The organism is Tenggerimyces flavus (genome assembly GCF_016907715.1).
In the GTDB taxonomy this organism is placed as follows: Bacteria; Actinomycetota; Actinomycetes; order Propionibacteriales; family Actinopolymorphaceae; genus Tenggerimyces; species Tenggerimyces flavus.
In genome coordinates this window covers 3,301,952-3,318,714 of record NZ_JAFBCM010000001.1, presented here as the reverse complement: position 1 = coordinate 3,318,714, position 16,763 = coordinate 3,301,952, and the positions used below count along the sequence as shown (strand labels likewise).

At 69.9% G+C, this 16,763-nt stretch carries 14 protein-coding genes; 7 read left to right on the top strand and 7 right to left on the bottom strand.

The features are described 5' to 3' along the window. Positions 1–3: 3 nt before the first annotated feature. Positions 4–2,595 carry an ATP-binding protein gene (locus JOD67_RS15560; RefSeq protein ID WP_205118301.1) on the bottom strand — a complete coding sequence of 864 codons (2,592 nt, stop codon included), beginning with the start codon at positions 2,593–2,595 and terminating at the stop codon, positions 4–6. Positions 2,596–3,121: 526 nt separating this feature from the next. Between JOD67_RS15560 and JOD67_RS15555 the strand changes: the two genes are divergently transcribed. Continuing rightward, a complete protein-coding gene (locus JOD67_RS15555; protein WP_205118299.1) occupies positions 3,122–4,369 on the top strand; it encodes an HNH endonuclease signature motif containing protein in 1,248 nt (415 codons plus the stop codon). Between the two features lie 42 nt (positions 4,370–4,411). Here the strand turns inward: JOD67_RS15555 and JOD67_RS15550 are convergent, their stop codons facing one another. From JOD67_RS15550 to JOD67_RS15540, 3 genes are read right to left on the bottom strand one after another with little or no spacing between them, the layout of a single operon-like run. After that, positions 4,412–5,344, bottom strand: a complete 933-nt coding sequence (locus JOD67_RS15550) for a phosphotransferase (RefSeq protein ID WP_205118297.1) — start codon at positions 5,342–5,344, stop codon at positions 4,412–4,414. A gap of 46 nt (positions 5,345–5,390) precedes the next feature. After that, positions 5,391–6,101, bottom strand: a complete 711-nt coding sequence (locus JOD67_RS15545) for a hypothetical protein (RefSeq protein WP_205118295.1) — start codon at positions 6,099–6,101, stop codon at positions 5,391–5,393. Then, on the bottom strand, positions 6,098–6,457 hold the full coding sequence (locus JOD67_RS15540) for a hypothetical protein (RefSeq protein WP_205118293.1): 360 nt from the start codon (positions 6,455–6,457) through the stop codon (positions 6,098–6,100). Before JOD67_RS15540 ends, JOD67_RS15545 begins: the two co-directional genes overlap by 4 nt. 167 nt (positions 6,458–6,624) lie before the next feature. Here JOD67_RS15540 and JOD67_RS15535 point away from each other — a divergent pair, with 167 nt between their 5' ends. The 5 genes from JOD67_RS15535 to JOD67_RS15515 all read left to right on the top strand — a co-directional run bounded on the left by JOD67_RS15535 (position 6,625) and on the right by JOD67_RS15515 (position 12,924). Continuing rightward, positions 6,625–7,275: a response regulator transcription factor gene (locus JOD67_RS15535; RefSeq protein WP_307782410.1), complete on the top strand. Its 651-nt coding sequence runs from the start codon at positions 6,625–6,627 to the stop codon at positions 7,273–7,275. After that, positions 7,272–9,239 (top strand): sensor histidine kinase, encoded by a 1,968-nt coding sequence (locus tag JOD67_RS15530; protein ID WP_205118292.1) that lies wholly within the window; start codon positions 7,272–7,274, stop codon positions 9,237–9,239. Before JOD67_RS15535 ends, JOD67_RS15530 begins: the two co-directional genes overlap by 4 nt. A gap of 76 nt (positions 9,240–9,315) precedes the next feature. Next, positions 9,316–10,293, top strand: a complete 978-nt coding sequence (locus JOD67_RS15525; RefSeq protein ID WP_205118290.1) for a methyltransferase — start codon at positions 9,316–9,318, stop codon at positions 10,291–10,293. 40 nt (positions 10,294–10,333) lie between these two features. After that, positions 10,334–10,924, top strand: a complete 591-nt coding sequence (locus JOD67_RS15520; RefSeq protein WP_205118288.1) for a TetR/AcrR family transcriptional regulator — start codon at positions 10,334–10,336, stop codon at positions 10,922–10,924. Beyond that, positions 10,921–12,924, top strand: coding sequence for a hypothetical protein (locus JOD67_RS15515; RefSeq protein WP_205118286.1), 2,004 nt, complete (start codon positions 10,921–10,923; stop codon positions 12,922–12,924). The genes JOD67_RS15520 and JOD67_RS15515 overlap by 4 nt, the downstream gene beginning before the upstream one ends. Here the strand turns inward: JOD67_RS15515 and JOD67_RS15510 are convergent. Both JOD67_RS15510 and JOD67_RS15505 read right to left on the bottom strand, forming a co-directional pair. Beyond that, entirely contained in the window at positions 12,900–13,799 is a 900-nt protein-coding gene (locus JOD67_RS15510; RefSeq protein WP_205118284.1) for a phosphate ABC transporter ATP-binding protein, read from the bottom strand. The genes JOD67_RS15515 and JOD67_RS15510 overlap by 25 nt on opposite strands. Before the next feature lie 125 nt (positions 13,800–13,924). Continuing rightward, positions 13,925–14,791 (bottom strand): hypothetical protein, encoded by an 867-nt coding sequence (locus JOD67_RS15505; RefSeq protein ID WP_205118282.1) that lies wholly within the window; start codon positions 14,789–14,791, stop codon positions 13,925–13,927. Between the two features lie 514 nt (positions 14,792–15,305). Between JOD67_RS15505 and JOD67_RS15500 the strand changes: the two genes are divergently transcribed. Further along, positions 15,306–16,316: a PstS family phosphate ABC transporter substrate-binding protein gene (locus tag JOD67_RS15500; RefSeq protein ID WP_205118280.1), complete on the top strand. Its 1,011-nt coding sequence runs from the start codon at positions 15,306–15,308 to the stop codon at positions 16,314–16,316. Between the two features lie 97 nt (positions 16,317–16,413). Here JOD67_RS15500 and JOD67_RS15495 read toward each other — a convergent pair whose 3' ends face one another. Beyond that, the gene (locus JOD67_RS15495) at positions 16,414–16,758 is read right to left on the bottom strand and encodes a hypothetical protein (RefSeq protein WP_205118278.1); all 345 of its coding nucleotides are present in this window, start codon (positions 16,756–16,758) and stop codon (positions 16,414–16,416) included. Between the last annotated feature and the right edge of the window lie 5 nt (positions 16,759–16,763).

The window sequence follows — 16,763 nt, the reverse complement described above, 5'->3', positions numbered from 1 at the left end:
CCTTCAGGCTTGGCGGAGGTCGCGCCAGAGCTCGACGGCGCGGTCGCGGTTGCGGGCGCCGAGCTTGTCGAGGACGGCGGCGACGTGGTTGCCCGCCGTGCGGACCGAGACGACCAGGCGCTCGGCGATCTCCGCGTTGCTCAGACCCTGCTCCAACAGCTCCAGCACCTCCACCTGGCGCTGGGTCAGGCCGGCCGGGTTCTGCCGCGTCGACGCCGCCGGACCGCGGGGCACGCCGGTCACGCCGAGGCCGCGGAGACGGCGGCGGGTGAGGTCGGCCAGCGCCACGGCGCTCAGGGCGTCGAGCGTCTCCAGCGCGGCGATCAGGTCGTTCGGGTCGCCGCTCTCGCACAACGCCAGCGCGTGCTCGTACCGGGCACCCTCCGCGGCGAAGACCTCCGCGGCCTCCCGCCACCGGCCGTTCGCCAGCATGCCGAACGGTTCGTCGGTGGCCGGCACGGTGATCGTGGCTCCCGCCTTCTTGAGCCAGAAGCCGAGCTCGGACGACAACGGCGTGGCGTCCCGCTCGACCAGCAGCCGGAACGACGCCGCGGCCACGTCGACGGCACCGGCGGCGTCGCCTCGCAGCCAGGCGCCCTCGGCCGCGGCGGCAGCGGCGGGCCCGAGCCACAGCGGCTCGTCGAGTTGCAGGCCGACCTCGACCGCCTCGGCGAGATCCTCCAGGGCATGCGCTTCGCGGCGCCGGGCGTGCACCCGCCCGACCACCGTCAACGCCGCGCAGCGGATGCCCGGCCGGTCGGCGGTCAACGACAGGTCGGCGATGCGTACGGCCTCGTCCCAGGCTCCGCGCGCGAGCAGCAGCCGAGCGCGCTGCACATTCAGGAAGTCGAGGAAGCCGAACTGCTCCGACCGATCCGCCAGCTCGATCCCGGCGTCGATGTACACGTCCGCCTCTGTGAGCTGGTATCGCCCGAGCAGCTCCCAGCCGATCGTCGCGTACGCCCGGCAGACGTGGTCGGTCTCGCTCGCCGCCAACGCCACCCACAGGCTCTCGTCGAGCAGTTCCCGCCCGCCGGCCTGCCCGCAGTGCCAGCGCGCGAGGCCGAGATTCGCCAACCCGTACGCGAGAATCGCATCGTCGCCGGCCTTGCGCGCGAGAGCGACCGCGTCCTCGGCCAGCCGCAGAGCCTCGGTCGCTCGATAGGCGAGAACGTCGTTCACCACGAGGCTGTTGTACGCGCGGGCGAGCAGCGCGAGGTTGGGGGTGCGTTCCACGACCGTGAACGCCTCCCGCGCGGTGGCCTCCGCGGCCGCGCGATCGCCCGCCCACCAGTGCATCCGCGTGATCGCGCACAGCCGGGCGCCGAGGACGGCGTCGTCGCCGAGGTCGCGAGAGAGTTGGACGGCCTGGCGCTGGGCCTGTACGGCGTTGGCCGGTTCGCCGATCGTCTGGTGCTCGATCGCGCACAGCTCGTACAGCGCGGACCGGGCGGCAACGTCGAACGACTCGGCGTGCTCGAGGACGAGGTCGTAGTACGCGGCCGCCTCGCGGTGCGCACCGCTCGCGGCCGCCGTCTTCGCCGCGCCGGGGCCGTGCTCGACGATCATGGCCGCGTCGCCGGCCTCGGCGGCGTGGTGCATGAGCTTGGCGACGTCGGCCGCCTGGTCCTTGACGAGGTGGTCGAGAACGGTCCGGTTCAGCGCGGTCCGTCTCGCGGCGGGGAGGGCGTCGACGACCGCGCGCCGCGTGAGCTCGTGCCGGAACCTGACCCTGGTCGGCGTGACGTTCAGCAGGCCGCGTTCCTCCGCCTCGGCGAGCGCGGGGAGGCCGCCGCCGATGAGGGAGTCGACGAGCTGGCGGTCGATCGCGTTCGGGATCACGCTGAGCTGCTGGACGGCCTCTCGTACGTCGTTGCCGAGGCTGCCGAGCCGCGCCAGCACGGCGGCCACGACGGTGGGCGGGACCCGCCTGACGCCTGGCCTGTCGCCCAGTACCTCGGTGACGAAGAACGGGTTGCCGGACGTGACCTCGAACAGCTCGTCCGCATCGACTCCGCTCGCCGCGTTCGCGCTGAGGTGGTGGACGGCCTCGGCGGACAGCCGCCGCAGCATGAAGCGGCGGACTCCGCCGGAGGTGATGCCGAGGACCTGGTGGAGCGGGTGGCCGCGGTACAGCTCCTCGTCGCGGTAGGTGAGGAGGAGGACGACGGGGAGGTCGTTGACCCGCCTGACGAGGAACCGCAGCAGGTCGAGGCTCGCGTCGTCGGCCCAGTGCGCGTCCTCGATCGCGAGCACGGTGGGGTGGCCGCTCCAGTCGAGCTCGGACCGGAGGGCGGCGAGGATGCGGTCGCGGTCGTCGCCGTCCTTGAGAGCGTCAGCGAGCTCGGTGCCGACGGAGCCGATCAGGTCGCGGAACGGGCCGAGCACGCGCGGCGTGGCGAGGTCGTCGCAGTGGCCGACGAGCATGCGGCCTTCGGCAGGGAGGCGGCTACGTACGGCGTCGACGAGGCTCGACTTGCCGATGCCCGCCTCGCCATGGATGAGCACGACACTGCCCCGCCTTGCCGCGGCTTCTCGCGCCGCGGCGGCGAGCTCGGCCAGCTCGTACTCGCGCTCGAGGATCCGGCCCGCCATTGTTCGATGCTCTCATGGGAATTTGTGGTGGACGGGAGAACGATTGCGGCGGTGTTCCGTCAGGAGGAACGGCTGGGCGCGGCTCGGCGGGGAACCCGGCTGGCCGCGTCATCGCCGCAGCTCACTGCGTCGCGGGTTTGGCTCGTCTGTGTTGCTATGTCGGGCTTGTTCGAGCCGCTGTTGCGGATCGCGCTTTGGCGCGCTCGTCGCGTCTTTGGTGCTGTGCATCGTCATTCTCGTCCGCCATGGTCCGGCCGCGTCGGAGCGAGTCAAGGGCGCCTCTCTAGGGGGCGCTTCGCGCGGGCGAGAGGCGTCGCTTCGCGATCTTCGACCCTTGACTAGCTCCGCCGCGACCGGAAGGGCGCAGGGACGAGAACGACGCCGCGCCTGGTCGACGAGCTGTCCCGGGTAGTCGCGAGGGTGCCGGTTTTCTTGTGGTGCTTGTGGACCTGTTGTGGATGAAATCTGTGGACAGGAAACCCATTTCTCAGTCGCCGTTGGTTTCCGGTCGACGTAGGGTTGTTCTATGGAATCGACCACACGTTCGACACTCGCCGCGGTGAAGGAACAGCTCCTCGCCGCCGCGAACAGCAACGTGCTGTCCACGAATCCAGCTGAACTTGCCGCCACCGTCGGGGTCCTCACCGAGATCCGCAACATCTGCGACGGCCTCGAACTCAAGGTCATCCACCAAGCCGAAGTGTGCGAGGTCGCCAAAGCCGCTGACGCCTCCTCCACGACCGCCTGGTTGGCGGACAAGCAGGGCATCGACCCCACCCGCGCCAAGAAGAAGCTCACCCTCGCCCGCATGGTCGAACAACACCTGCCGACTGCTGGGGCTGCCCTGTGTGCGGGGGAGATCTCCGTCGACCAGGTCCACGCCATCGCCCACACCATCACCACACTCCCCAAAGACGCACCCCTCGGCGAGGTCGACAAGACTCTCACCGACCACGCGCAGACGCTGGGTCCGACACCGTTGCGGAAACTCGGCAACCACGTCCTCGAGCTCGTCGCCCCCGACGTCGCCCACCAGATCCTGCAAGCCCAAGTGGAACGAGAAGAACGCGACGCCGACAAGACCGCGTACTTCCACCTCAGCCAAGACCCAGACTCCGGCATGTGGCGATTCAGCGGCCGCACCGACAAAGACACCGGCGAACGCCTCCACCTCCTGGTCGACGCACGGTCCCGCCCCGTCAAAGGCGCCGACGGCCCCGACCTCCGCACCGCCGCCGCACGACGTGCTGACGCGTTCGGCCAGATCATCGAACTCGCGCACAACCACTCCACCACCCGGCACGGCGGGAACCGCACCCAAATGGTCGTCATGGTCAACCCCGACACCGGCATCGGCACCACCCTGCACACCGGACAAGACCTCTCCCCCGAACTCACAGCCCGGATCATGTGTGAAGCCGAAGTCAGTCACCTCCTCCCCGACCACCTGATGCCCGGGCACCTGCACCTGACCGACCCCGAACGGCTGTTCACCGGCAAACTCCGCCGCCTCCTCGAACTCAGAGACCGCGGCTGCGCCTTCCCCGGCTGCGACCGCCCACCCGGCTGGACCCACGCCCACCACATCAAAGCCTGGTCAAAGGGCGGACCCACCACCCTCAACAACGGCGTCCTGCTCTGCACCCACCACCACCGAGTCATCCACCGCGGCGACTGGGCCATCCGCATGGCCCTCGACGGCAAACCCGAGTTCATCCCACCCCCATGGATCGACCACCACCAGACACCCATCCGCAACCCCATCCACGCCTAACCCAGCCAACCCGACCGCCGGGGAAACCACCCCGCGGCCGGGTCAGGCTGCGTTCAGTTCGGGCCAGTTCTGCGTCACGGGTACGTACGACTCGAGCGAAACGATCCGCGCCGCGGTGTCGGCCGACTCCACATGCGGAGCGGCGAACTGTTCGGCATACCGCGCGATCTCCAGCAGATGCCACTCCGCCCGGAAGAGCTCCATCACCCACTCCCGCGGCACCACTGGACCCGCCGCCCGGTGGTAGGCGGCCAGCACCGCTGCGTTGTCCAAGCCACGCGGCCCCTTGTGCGAAGCGTGCAACAACAACCGCAGATCCCGCTCCCGCGGCGCCACCAGCATCGCGTCGCAGTCGATCAACACCGCCGCTCCAGTGGACGAGTCGATCATCGAGTTCCCACCGTGCGGCTCGCCGTGCGTCATCACCCACGGCTCGGACGACGACTCCAGCCGCGCCACCAGCCGATCCGACAACGCCAGCAGCGCCTCGATCCCGGACCGGCAGCGCAGCAGCAACGTACGAGCCCGTTCGCCGTACGGACCCTCCGACCACGGCCCCGACAGCCCCGACGCGAGCCGCGCACGCAGCTCCGGCTGCAGCCAGCCCGGCGCCCAACGCAGCGCATCGGAAGGCACCGGCCCGAACGCGTGCAGCTCCCCCACAGCCGACGCCACCAGCTCGCGATCGGACGACAGGAAATCGGCGTTTCGCCCACGGACAAAAGGAAAAATCGCCAGCTCCCACGACGGCGACACCGGCACCAACGCCAGTCCGCCACGGGAGCGCACCGGAGCCAACACGCACGACACACCGCGATCGCCCAACGCCGCGGTGCTGGCCTGCGTGGCCTGGAAGAACGCGGAGTCCGCACCGCTCCGGTACGCCTTCACGAACCACCGCGACTCGCCCACCTCAGCGGACCAGTTGTGGCTGCCGTGACCCAACGGCGCATAGGTCACGACAGCCTCGGCCAAGCCCCAATGCTCTTGCAAAGAGTCGGAAACCTGCGAACCAGACAGATCAGACGGAGGAGTGAGCACCCACCGCACCATAGGGCGTCCCGCTCGCAGAAGCACGACTTCCCGACGCACGAATGTAGGCGACCGCCACCGCGCCCATCCCCACCGCGGTCGCGCCCCAGGCGAACAGATCCAACGGGTGGTTGCCCGTCATCGCCGCCACCAGGTGCACGGGCTGCGACACCAGAACGAGTACCGCCCACGGCCACCGCACGACACCAGACCGCAGCAACGTCACGCCCAGCAGGATCGCGCCCAGCAGGTGCCCGGCCACGAAGACCCCGGTCGACAACGACGACACCGGATCAGCCAAGGTCGCCGAGGCCAAGGCCGCCAGCACAGCAGTGTCCACACCCCGCGCCAAGCCGGCCGACACGAACAGGTCGACTCCGCCACCGGCCGCGCCGATCATCAGGTACCCCGGTACCAGCAACAAAGAGGTCACCAGTGACAGCACCGGCGCCCGCCGCCACGTCAGCGACAACGCGGCCATCGCCCCCGGCACCAAGGCCAAGGTAGCCACCACCGACAACCACAGCACCAAGCGCTGCGCCGAGGGATCCGCCGCGATCTGAGCCACCATCGTCGCCGGCGAGTCCGGCGTCGAGTACGGCAGTACGAACCGCAGCACAGCAACCGCAGCCGGCCCCAAAGGCATCAGCACGGCGAGCCCGTAACGGCGCACGGAATCGACGAACGACGAAGCGCTCATCGCGCCACCGCCACACGCCGAACGAGCAGCTCCGGAACGACCAGCACCAAGCACGCCAGCGTCAGCACGACACCCGTTCCCGCCAACGCCACCGCCGGAGCCGGCACCCCGGACACGAAGAACGCCGGCACCGCCCCGGACACCGAGATCAGCCGCGTCACCACCACGATCCACCCCGCCGCCCGGCTCCCCCGCCACGCCGGCAGCAGCGCGGCCAGCGTCGCCACGCCGAACGCCAACGCCACCAGCGCGACCACCATGGGCGGGAACTCGCCGTCGGAGATCAACGGCATCGCCACGTCGCCCAACGCCAACAGCCCGGCCATCCCGAGCCCGACCTTCCCAGTAGTCCTCATCACCAGTTCCTCCCTCATCGCCAAGCCAGCCCTGACTGACAGCAACGATGCGTCCGCCGCACCCCCGCCCACCCGGGCGTGCGACCGCCGAGCCGGAGGAGGATCTCCCGGCCGCCTAGGAGCGTGTTCCCGACCCAACCGGGAAGCCGGCGGAAGATGATGGAGGGGTGAACGAGACCGTGCGCGTGGTGCTGGCCGACGACCACCCGATCGTCCGGGACGGGCTGCGAACGTTGCTCGGCTCGCTCCCCGGCGTCGAGCTCGTCGGCGAGGCTGCCACCGGCCGCGAGGCGATCCGCGAGACCGTGCTGCACAAGCCCGAGGTCGTGGTGATGGACCTGCAGATGCCCGACCTGGACGGGATCGAGGCGACCCGCCAGGTCCTCAAGGCGGTCCCGGGCGTGGCCGTTCTCGTGCTCACGATGTACGACGACGATGACTCGGTGTTCGCGGCGATGCGCGCCGGCGCCCGCGGCTACCTGTTGAAGGGCGCCGGGCAGGACGAGATCGCCAACGCGATCAGGGCGGTCGCCAACGGCCAGGCGATCTTCGGCCCCGGTGTCGCGACCAGAGTGCTCGGCTACTTCGCCGCGCCGCCGCGCGTCGACGAGCCGTTCCCCGAGCTCACCGGGCGCGAACGTGAGGTGCTCGACCTCATCGCCGCCGGCCTGTCCAACACCGCGATCGCCAGCAGGCTCGCGCTCGCGGGCAAGACCGTCGCCAACCACATCTCGAACATCTTCGCCAAGCTCCAGGTCGCGGGAAGGGCCGAGGCGATCGCCCGTGCCCGCAAGGAAGGCCTGGGCGGCACCGCATGAGCGCACGACGGGTGGCGTGGCTGCTCGCGGCCGTCCTGGTCCTCGAACTGGCCGCGGTCACGACCGGCGTGTGGGTCGCGGGATCCGACGCGCAGGCAGTCGTCGAGTCGTACACGTTGACGAACACCGCGTTCGGCCTGACGTTCGGCAGCTGCGGGTTCGTGATCGCCTACTTCCGGCCCAAGAATCCGATCGGATGGCTGTTCCTGGCCGGAGCGATCGGGCACCTGACCTCGGCCTGGATGGCGCCGTGGGGCGCGTACGGCGTCGAGGCCGGCTGGCCGGAGGTCGCCCTCAAGCTGCTGGCGACGATCTTCGCGCTCGCCTGGCCAATGGGGATCGGTCTCGCGTTTCCCCTTGCGCTGTTGCTGTTTCCCGATGGCAAGCCACCTTCGCCGCGCTGGCGATGGGTCGTGTACGCGTTCGTCCTTGCCGGCTTGCTGTTCGTCACCTGGTTGGGGACCGAGCCGGGCGAGCTCGTGCCAGGAGCCACGTCGTACCTGGTCCTGCCGTTCTACGACTCGCTGACCTGGCTGTGGTCGGTGGCGACGGTCGTTGGACTCCCGCAGGCACTGCTGGTGATCGTCAGCCTCATCGTCCGCTACCGCCGCGGCGACGAGATGGTACGGCGACAGCTGCTCTGGTTCCTGCTCGCGGTGATCCTCGCGTTCGCGATGAACGCGCAGCGCTTCGTCTCCGGCGACGGACCGATCCTGCTGCTGCTCGGGTTCGGGCTTATCCCCGCGGCGGTGGCGATCGCGATCGTGCGGCACCAGCTGTTCGACATCCGCCTCGTGGTGTCCCGGACGGTCACGTACCTGCTGCTCACCGCCGCGGTCGTCGCCGGCTACATCGGCCTGGTCGCCATGCTGGACAACGCGGTACGCCAGCAGATCGGACTGGGTTCGTCGATCCTCGCGACGATCGTCATCGCCGTCGTCTTCAACCCCGTGAGGGTCCGGCTGCAAGGCGTCGTCGACAGGCTGTTCTACGGCGACCGCGGCGACCCGGTGCGAGCGATTTCCCGTGTGGGGCAACGGCTTCTGGAGACCGACGGCGCCGATCAGACGCTGACGTTGGACGCCGTACGCGAAGCCCTGCGCCTCCCGTACGCCGAGCTGGCAGCCGACGGCCAAGCGATCGCCTCGTCTGGCGTGAAGACGGACCGCGTGCACGCCGTACCCCTGCGGCTGGGCGACGAGACCCTCGGCGAGCTCGTCGTCGGCCTGCGTACCGGCGAGGACCGGCTGTCCGCAGCCGACGCGCACGTGCTGGAGTTGATGGCCGTTCCGCTCACGATGGCGGTACGGTCCGCCGCCCTCGCCGCCGAGGTGCAGGACTCGCGCGAACGGATCGTCGCCGGCCGCGAGGAGGAACGGCGAAGGCTGCGCCGCGACCTGCACGACGGGCTCGGCCCAACGCTGACCGGCGTCGCGTACAAGCTCGACGCCGCGCGCAACATGCTGACCACCGAGCCCGAACGCACCGAGCAGCTGCTCCGCGAGTTGCGGGCGACCACGACCGGGGCGATCGACGACATCCGGCGCGTGGTGTACGGACTCCGCCCGCCGTCGCTCGACGAGCTCGGCCTCGCCGGAGCGCTACGGCAACAGGCCGGACGGCTGTCGTCCCGCAGCGATGGCAGTCCGCTCGCGGTCCTGGTCAAGGCGCCGGCAGAAATGCCCGAGCTGCCGGCGGCCGTGGAGGTCGCGGCGTACCGGATCGCGGTCGAGGCCCTGACCAACGTCGCCCGCCACTCCTCCGCCACCGAAGCCGTAGTGGAGCTGACGGTCGCCGACGGCGCCTTGCACGTCGAGGTGGCGGACGACCACCGTTCGCAGGCGCCGTGGCGACCCGGCGTGGGGCTGAGCGCGATGGTCGAGCGGGCGACCGAGGTCGGCGGCACGTGCACCGCCGGACCTTCGCCAAGCGGGGGACGCGTCCTGGCCAGCTTGCCGATCTAATGTGGGCAGTCGTTGCCCATGCGGTCGCGCGCGTCGGTGGCGAATACTCGGAGTCCGGACGACGGGGAGGACCGCCTTGACCGAGAACGCCGGAGAACGCCTTGCCTGGTTGGCGGATGGCTACCTCGCCACGCAACTGCTGTACGTCGCGACCGAGCTGGGAGTCGCTGACGCGCTGGCGGACAAGCCCCTGAACACGGCGGAGTTGGCGGCAGCGGTGGACGCCGATGCCGTTGTGCTGCGGCGGATCCTGCGTGGTCTGGCGGCGGAGCGCGTACTCGAGGAGTCGCCGGACGGGCGGTTCGCGTTGACGCCGACGGGCGAGCTGCTGCGCGCGGACGCCCAAGGATCTCTGCGCGGTTACGTGTTGGCGCGCGGACGGTTGTACTACGAGGCACTCGGTGGCCTGCTCCGATCGGCCAAGACGGGCGGGGTGCCGTTCGAGCACGTGCACGGCAGCGCGTTCTTCGACTACCTGGCGGCGCGTCCCGAGGAGATGGCCTCGTTCCAGGGCTCGATGTCCGCCCGGTTGAGCCGCGAAGCGCGTGCCGTAGTCGCGGCGTACGACTTCACCAGGTTCCGCTCGCTCGTCGACGTCGGCGGTGGCCGCGGCACGCTCCTCGAGGCGATTCTCGCCTCCGCGCCAGGCCTCGAGGGAACGCTGTTCGACCAACCCGAGGTCGTCAAGGACTCCAAACTGCCCAGCCACGCGGGCGACTTCTTCGTCTCCGTCCCAGCCGGCGCCGACGTGTACCTGCTGTCCCGAGTCCTGCACGACTGGGACGACGACCGCGCCGTGGCGATCCTGCGCACCTGCCGCGCCGCGATGCCCGACAGCGGCACCCTGCTGATTGTCGAGTCCGTCCTCCCCGAGCTCGCCGCCGAGCAACCCGGGGCGATCCGGATGGACCTGCACATGCTGTTGCTCCTGCACGGCCGGGAGCGCACGGAGGCGGAGTACGCGGAGCTCCTCGCCAGAGCCGGCTTGAGGCTGACCGCCACCATCCCGGCCGACAGCGTCACCGGCCTGCACCTCCTCGAGGCCCGGGCCTAGACGGAACGGACCGTCTCGCGGTCTTGCTATAGTCGGACCCATGCCCGAGCGAAGTCCCGATCCCGCCCGCCGCAGTGAGCGGTCGCGGACCGCGATCCTCAGCGCCACGCGCAAGCTCAGCGCCGAGCTGGGGTACCAGGCCATGTCGATCGAGGCGATCGCGGCGGCCGCCGGCGTGGGGAAGCAGACGATCTACCGGTGGTGGCCGTCCAAGGGCGTGCTCATGCTCGACATGTGGGGCGAACAGGTCCAGCTGCAGGGCGAGTTCCCCGACACCGGCGACGTCGCCGCGGACCTGAAAGTGCAGATCCGCGGCCTCGTGGAGCTCGCGAACGACCCGGAGCTCGGACCCTCGCTGCGGTCGCTGATCGGCGCCGCCCAGCACGAGCCGGCGCTCCTCGAGGAGTTATTGACCAGCATCGTCCGCCCGCGGATCGAGGCCTGCAAGCGCCGCCTGCGCAAGGCCCAGGAGGACGGACAGATCAACCGAGGCGTCGACCTCGACATCGCGGTCGACCTGCTCTACGGCGGCTTCTACCACCGGTTGGTCCTGCCTGTCACCCGGCTCGACGACGCGTTCGTCAACGGCATCGTCGACGAAGCCCTGCGCGGCATCGGGGCAACGTTGTGACGCACGAGTTCCGCTGCGGTGACGGCACCGTCGAGGTCGGCGACGACGGGCTGGTGCACGCCGTACGGCATCCGCGCCATCCCGAGCTGAACGCCCTCCTCGACGAGCAGTCGGCGCCCTGGTTCGGGCCGGACTGGCGGTGGGGCACCGGCTTCGTGATCTCAGACCTGGGCAGCGGTCGGTTCGCCGCGCCGCACACGATGTCGATCACGAGCGACGTCACGGGCACGTACGAGCCCGCTCCCGGCCTGCAGGTCGAGGTGACCCGCGCGTTCGGCGACCTGTGGCGGGAGCGGTACGTCCTGCGCAACCTCGCCGACCGACCGGCGCGGATCGGCTCGTTCGCGATCAACACGCCGCTCGCCGACGCGTACGGCCCGGCGCGGACGGTCCTGAGCACGAACCTGCACGCCCAGGTCTGGACGGGCGGCGCGGAGTCCTGGCTGGTCGGCGTCCGCATGGACGGCACGCCGCCCGCGCTGGTGCTCGACCTGGTCGAGGGCGAGCTCTGGGCGTACTCGATCTCCGGCCGCCACCAGTTCACGTCTTCCAACGTGCGTGGAGTGATCTCGCTGCACGCGACCGACGAAGCACGTGCCCCGCACGCGTTCGGCGGCCAGCCCGCGGTGGTGCTCGAGCCCGGCGAGGAGCTTCGGGTCGGCTGGGAGCTCGGCTGGTACGACGACGTTCCCGCCGCGCTCGCCGGGCACCGCGCGACGATCGCCGTCCCCTCGCTCGCCGCGCCGATCGGCGACCCGATCGCGGTGGGCGACTCCAGCGTTGTCGCTCACGAGCACGGCGTCTCGCACGTCGACGTCCCGCACAGCGACGGCAGGCGGTCGCGGGTCGCGGTCCTGCACCACACGCCGATCGACGAGCTCGTCCGCCGGCGCGTGGCCGCCATCATCGGCAAGCATCGTGCGATCGAACGCCAGGGCTCGCGGGCGGCGGCGTTCGTTCCGTACGACGTCGAACGCGGCCTGCGCCTCACCCACGACCTCGGCTGGGCGGACTGGTCCGACGCGCGCGAACGCGTCGGGATGCCGCTGCTGCTGGTCGCGGCGAGGCAGCGCGGCTGGGTCGACGACCTGGCCGAGGTCGACGAGAACCTCCAGGCGTACAAGGCGTTCTGCCTCGAGCACCTGATCACGAGCGAGCACCGGATCCGCAACTCCAGCACCGCGGACGGACATGCCCGGCTCTACAACAGCCCGTGGTTCGCGCTGTTGTTCGCCGAGCTCTTCGCCACGTACGGGTCGCGCGACGACCTGCTCACCGCGGTCGCGATCCTCGACCGCTACTACGCCGACGGCGGCGAACGGTTCCTCGCGATCACGATCGCCGAGGCGGCCACCCGCGTCGCGGCATTGTGCGACGGAGCCGCACTGCCGACCGAGGCGAGCCGCGTCCGGCAGTCGTTGCTCAGCCACGGCCGCACGCTCGCCGCCCTGGGCACGGACCTGCCGGAGCACGAGGTCAGCTACGAGCAGTCGATGACCGCGCCGCTGCTGTCGATCCTCAGCGGGGCTTGGCGAATCTCACCCGATGACGAGCTCGTCCAGGCGATGCGGACCGTCACCGAGTGGCTGCTCGCGTTCGCCGGCAGGCAACCGCACGTACGGCTGCGCAACGTGCCGATCCGGCACTGGGACGGCTTCTGGTTCGGCCGCCTTCGCTTGTACGGCGACACGTTCCCGCACTACTGGTCGATCCTGTCCCCGCGCGCGCTGCTCGACCTGCCACCCGAGCTGGACACGCCGCGGGCGACGGAGATCATCCGCGACGTCACCGCCGCGAACCTCGTCGACTTCACCCCGGACGGCAACGCCTCGTGCGCGTTCCTGTTCCCGTCCTGCATCGACGACCAACCCGGCTACCGCACCGATCCGCTCGCCAACGACCAGGACCTGGGGCTCGCCCTCACGCTGCTCCCAGGGACCAGCGGCCACGCGCCCGCCGAGGCGCTCGGTCAGCCTCAGCCGAAGCGGCCGTTGACGTAGTCGTACGTCCGCGGGTCCTGCGGGTTGGAGAAGATCGTCGCGGTCTCCCCCGACTCCACGATGTAGCCCGGAGTTCCCTGCTCGGCAAGGAAGAACGCGCACTGTTGCGAGACCCGGGCGGCCTGCTGCATGTTGTGCGTGACGATCACGATCGTGACCTCGTGCGCCAGCTCGCCGATCGTCTCCTCGATGCGCCGCGTCGACGTCGGGTCGAGCGCCGAGCACGGCTCGTCCATCAGCAGAACGTCCGGCCGTACGGCCAACGAGCGCGCGATGCACAGCCGCTGCTGCTGGCCACCCGACAGCGCTCCGCCGGGCTCGTTCATGCGGTCCTTCACCTCACGCCACAGGCCGGCCTTCGTCAGGCACTCCTCGATCAGCCCGTCCCGGCCCGAACGCGAGACCCGCTGCCCGGTGAGCTTCAAGCCCGCCGTCACGTTGTCCGCGATCGTCATCGTCGGGAACGGATTCGGCTTCTGGAACACCATCCCGATCCGCCGCCGCGTCTCGGTGATCCGGTGCCCGGCGTCGTAGATGTCGTCGCCGTCGAGCCGTACCGATCCCGCCAGCGCGGCCGCGGGGATCAGCTCGTGCATGCGGTTGAGGATCCGCAGGAACGTCGACTTTCCGCAGCCTGAAGGGCCGATCAGCGCGGTCACCGTACCGGCCGGCATCGTCAGGTCGACCTGCTCGAGCACCTTGTGCGTACCGAACCACGCCGACACCGCCTCGGCGATCAGCGTCGAGCCCTTGATCGGGCCGGACGCCACGGGGACGGTGGCGGTCGCCCGTACCGCGGGCAGAAGCTCGGTCACGTCACCGATGTGCTTCCCGCTGTCCGGGGCGAGCTGCTCGGGGTTGGTCTCGATCGACATGGGTTCGAAGCTAGGGACGCGACGAAGCTCCGGTGCGACCGGAAGATGTACGCCAGACGAACCGGTGGACAGCACGATGCCCGCCGGCGGAGCACACCGGCGGGCATCGTCGGACTGCGTCGAGCTCAGCCGGCGGGAACGGGCGTCGGCTGCAGGTTCACGAACTGACCGCTCTTGCGGCCCTCGACCACGTTCTCGCTACCGGTCGGCGCCGGGGTGTTCCGGTAGCCGCACAGGTCGCCGTGGATGAGGTTGTTGGTCACCGTCAACGCCGCGTCGTTGCTCGAGACCGAGACGTCGTCGCCCCACTCGTTCTGGCCGGTGCAGCTGAAGATCTCGCCGACACCGAGCTGGACGACACCGGTGTTGTTGAAGAACGCGCCGTCGCCGTTGACCTTGCTCTCGCAGACGACCACGCTCTCCACGTTGCCGAAGGCGTCCAGGTTGCGGCCCACGGTCGTGCGGTACAGCTGGGTGTAGGTGTTGTCGATGCCACGGACGCTGCCGCTGACCGTGCTGCGCTCGAGCAGGAGCTCGCCGGTGGCGAACTGCTCGACGTTGCCGGAAACCTCAGCGCTGTCGCCGAAGATGAAGCCGGCGAAGCCCTTGTTGTTGTCGGACGAGCGGACCGAGCCAGCGACCTTGGTGGTGTCGAGGCGCGTGCCAGCGGCGTCGATGAGGTACACGTTCTGACCGAGCGTCGAGCCGGTCGTGTCGAAGTAGCCGCCCGCGTTGACCGTGACGTTCCGCTTGATCGTGCCGGCGAGAACGAGCAGGTTCGCGTTCTTGCCGATCGTCGCCGTGCCGTTGACGATCGTTCCGTTCAGCGTGCAGGTCTGGTCCGCGGGCACCGAAAGGTTGCCGCTGACCGTCACCGCGCCGAGGTCGCCGGTGCACTGCGTGACCGGTGCCGCGCTCGCGGGTGCGGCGAAGGCGAACAGGCCGCCGCCGACAGCAAGTGCGCCGGCGAGGACAGCGGTCCGAAGTCTCATGCTCAAGGATCCCCTCCTGTGAGTGCTGACCACCCGGGGTCGCAAGGCGCCATTGACACCGGCACCGCTTCGGGTGGGCAAGGTTGCGGTGCACGTTTCGACCCCCCGCCGGCGCACGCGCTTCGCTTGACGGCGGTGACGCTAATCGAGTGGCCAGGACCGGTGGGGATCCGTTGGGTGTACGACACACGAACGACATCCCGCCGTCGTGGACGGCTCCGGATCGGGGCTGGCGGTGCCTGTCGGAGGCCTCGGGCAGGAACTCGCGGCCATCGCGCATTCATCAAGCCCCAAGCGGCCCACCTGCACCGGGGCCGGACAGCGTTACCGGTTGTTTACCGACGACGTTCGGCCAGAATCCGTTGGTCATCTGCGTGACGTGTACCGCGTGCCTCGCCGTTGTGGTCGGACCGGGCCGGGCTGGACAGAGTAAGCGATGCCCCCCGTGGGCGAGCCGGAAACCGGTTCGAACCAACGTATGGTCCCAACCCCTTACTGCGGAGGACACATCGTCATGCGGAAGATCATCAAGCGCGGCCTCGCGGTTACCGCCGCTGCCGTCCTGAGCGTGGGTCTCGCGGCCTCCACCGCGCTCGGCGACCCGGGCAACTACCACCCGGCGTTCGCCACCGACACCAGCGATGTCGTGGGCGTGGGCTCGGACACCTCCGAGCTCGTGCTGAACGCCCTCGCGGACGGCCTCGCCCCGAACTTCACCGACGGCTTCAACGAGCTTGGCCGTAACGGTGTCGTCGGCGGTGGCGACGACAACCCGGCCGACCGCCTCGCGTCGTTCGACGCGACCGGCTCGGCGAACATCACGATCCGCCCGGGTCTGTCGATCCCGCGGCCGAACGGCTCGTCGCAGGGCATCGCGGCGCTGCAGGCCCGTCCCCAGATCGACTTCGCGCGTTCGTCGCGTGCGCTGACGGCGGCCGAGGTTTCTGCCGGTCTGCGCATGGTTCCGTTCGCTCGCGACACGCTCGTCCTGGTCACGAACTCGGGCCGTACGGCTCCGGCGACGCTGACCAACGCGCAACTCCTCGGCATCTACGAGTGCACGATCACCAACTGGAGCCAGGTCTCCGGTACCCCGGCTGGTGTCATCAAGCCGCTGATCCCGCAGACCGGTTCGGGCTCGCGTCAGTTCTTCATCGACCAGCTGACGGCGATCAAGGGCTCGCCGTACAACCCCAACCAGCCCTGCCTGACGGTGACGCAGGAGCACGACCCGGCTCCGGTCATCGCCAACTCCCCCAACGCCATCGGACCGTTCTCGCTCGGCCGCTTCAACCAGCTGCCGGCCGCGACGAAGTCGCAGCTCCGCACGTTCACCAACCCCCGCTGGACGCGCGTGCTCTACAACATCCTCCGCGCCACCCAGGTGACGACCGCCAAGAACGCCGCGGTCTTCAGCTCGACCGGCTTCATCTGCAGCACCAAGGGCAAGGCGATCGTCACGGCCAACGGCTTCCAGACCCTCGCCAGCGGCTGCGGCATCCCCCGCACCACCCCGCTGCCGTAACCACTTCGCAAGGCCAGCAGTAGCTGACCGAACCTCACTGGGCCCGATGGTCACCACGACCACCGGGCCCAGTACTGTGTGGAGGCGCTAGGCCCCGTCAACCGCGGCTTGACGTGGCGTAGGACGTTGCCCTGGCATGGACGGTGTTCAGGTACTCATACGTCTGGTTGTACGACAGCACCGCGGCGGTCCAGCCCGTTGGAATGCTGAGGTCGCGGCCGTCGGCGCGCAGCGTACGGCCGCCGTGCTGGCCGTGGTCGGACTCCACCGCGCCGATGCCCGCCAGCGTGACCCAGCTCAGCCGGCACCCCGGGCGCGACTGGGCCAACCGGGCCTCGGCCACGGCGTACGACTGCAGGGCCATTGCCAACGCCAGGGCCAATCCGAGCGGCGCCTCGATCGCCAGCACGACGGCAACCGGCCCGAGGATCCGACGTCTCACGAGCC

Bases quoted from the DNA above. Each gene is read 5' to 3' on its own strand.
- JOD67_RS15560 (WP_205118301.1), bottom strand. From the start codon at position 2,595: ATGGCGGGCCGGATCCTCGAGCGCGAGTACGAGCTGGCCGAGCTCGCC.
- JOD67_RS15520 (WP_205118288.1), top strand. From the start codon at position 10,334: ATGCCCGAGCGAAGTCCCGATCCCGCCCGCCGCAGTGAGCGGTCGCGG.
- JOD67_RS15505 (WP_205118282.1), bottom strand. From the start codon at position 14,791: ATGAGACTTCGGACCGCTGTCCTCGCCGGCGCACTTGCTGTCGGCGGC.
- JOD67_RS15540 (WP_205118293.1), bottom strand. From the start codon at position 6,457: ATGAGGACTACTGGGAAGGTCGGGCTCGGGATGGCCGGGCTGTTGGCG.
- JOD67_RS15555 (WP_205118299.1), top strand. From the start codon at position 3,122: ATGGAATCGACCACACGTTCGACACTCGCCGCGGTGAAGGAACAGCTC.
- JOD67_RS15530 (WP_205118292.1), top strand. From the start codon at position 7,272: ATGAGCGCACGACGGGTGGCGTGGCTGCTCGCGGCCGTCCTGGTCCTC.
- JOD67_RS15500 (WP_205118280.1), top strand. From the start codon at position 15,306: ATGCGGAAGATCATCAAGCGCGGCCTCGCGGTTACCGCCGCTGCCGTC.
- JOD67_RS15510 (WP_205118284.1), bottom strand. From the start codon at position 13,799: ATGTCGATCGAGACCAACCCCGAGCAGCTCGCCCCGGACAGCGGGAAG.
- JOD67_RS15545 (WP_205118295.1), bottom strand. From the start codon at position 6,101: ATGAGCGCTTCGTCGTTCGTCGATTCCGTGCGCCGTTACGGGCTCGCC.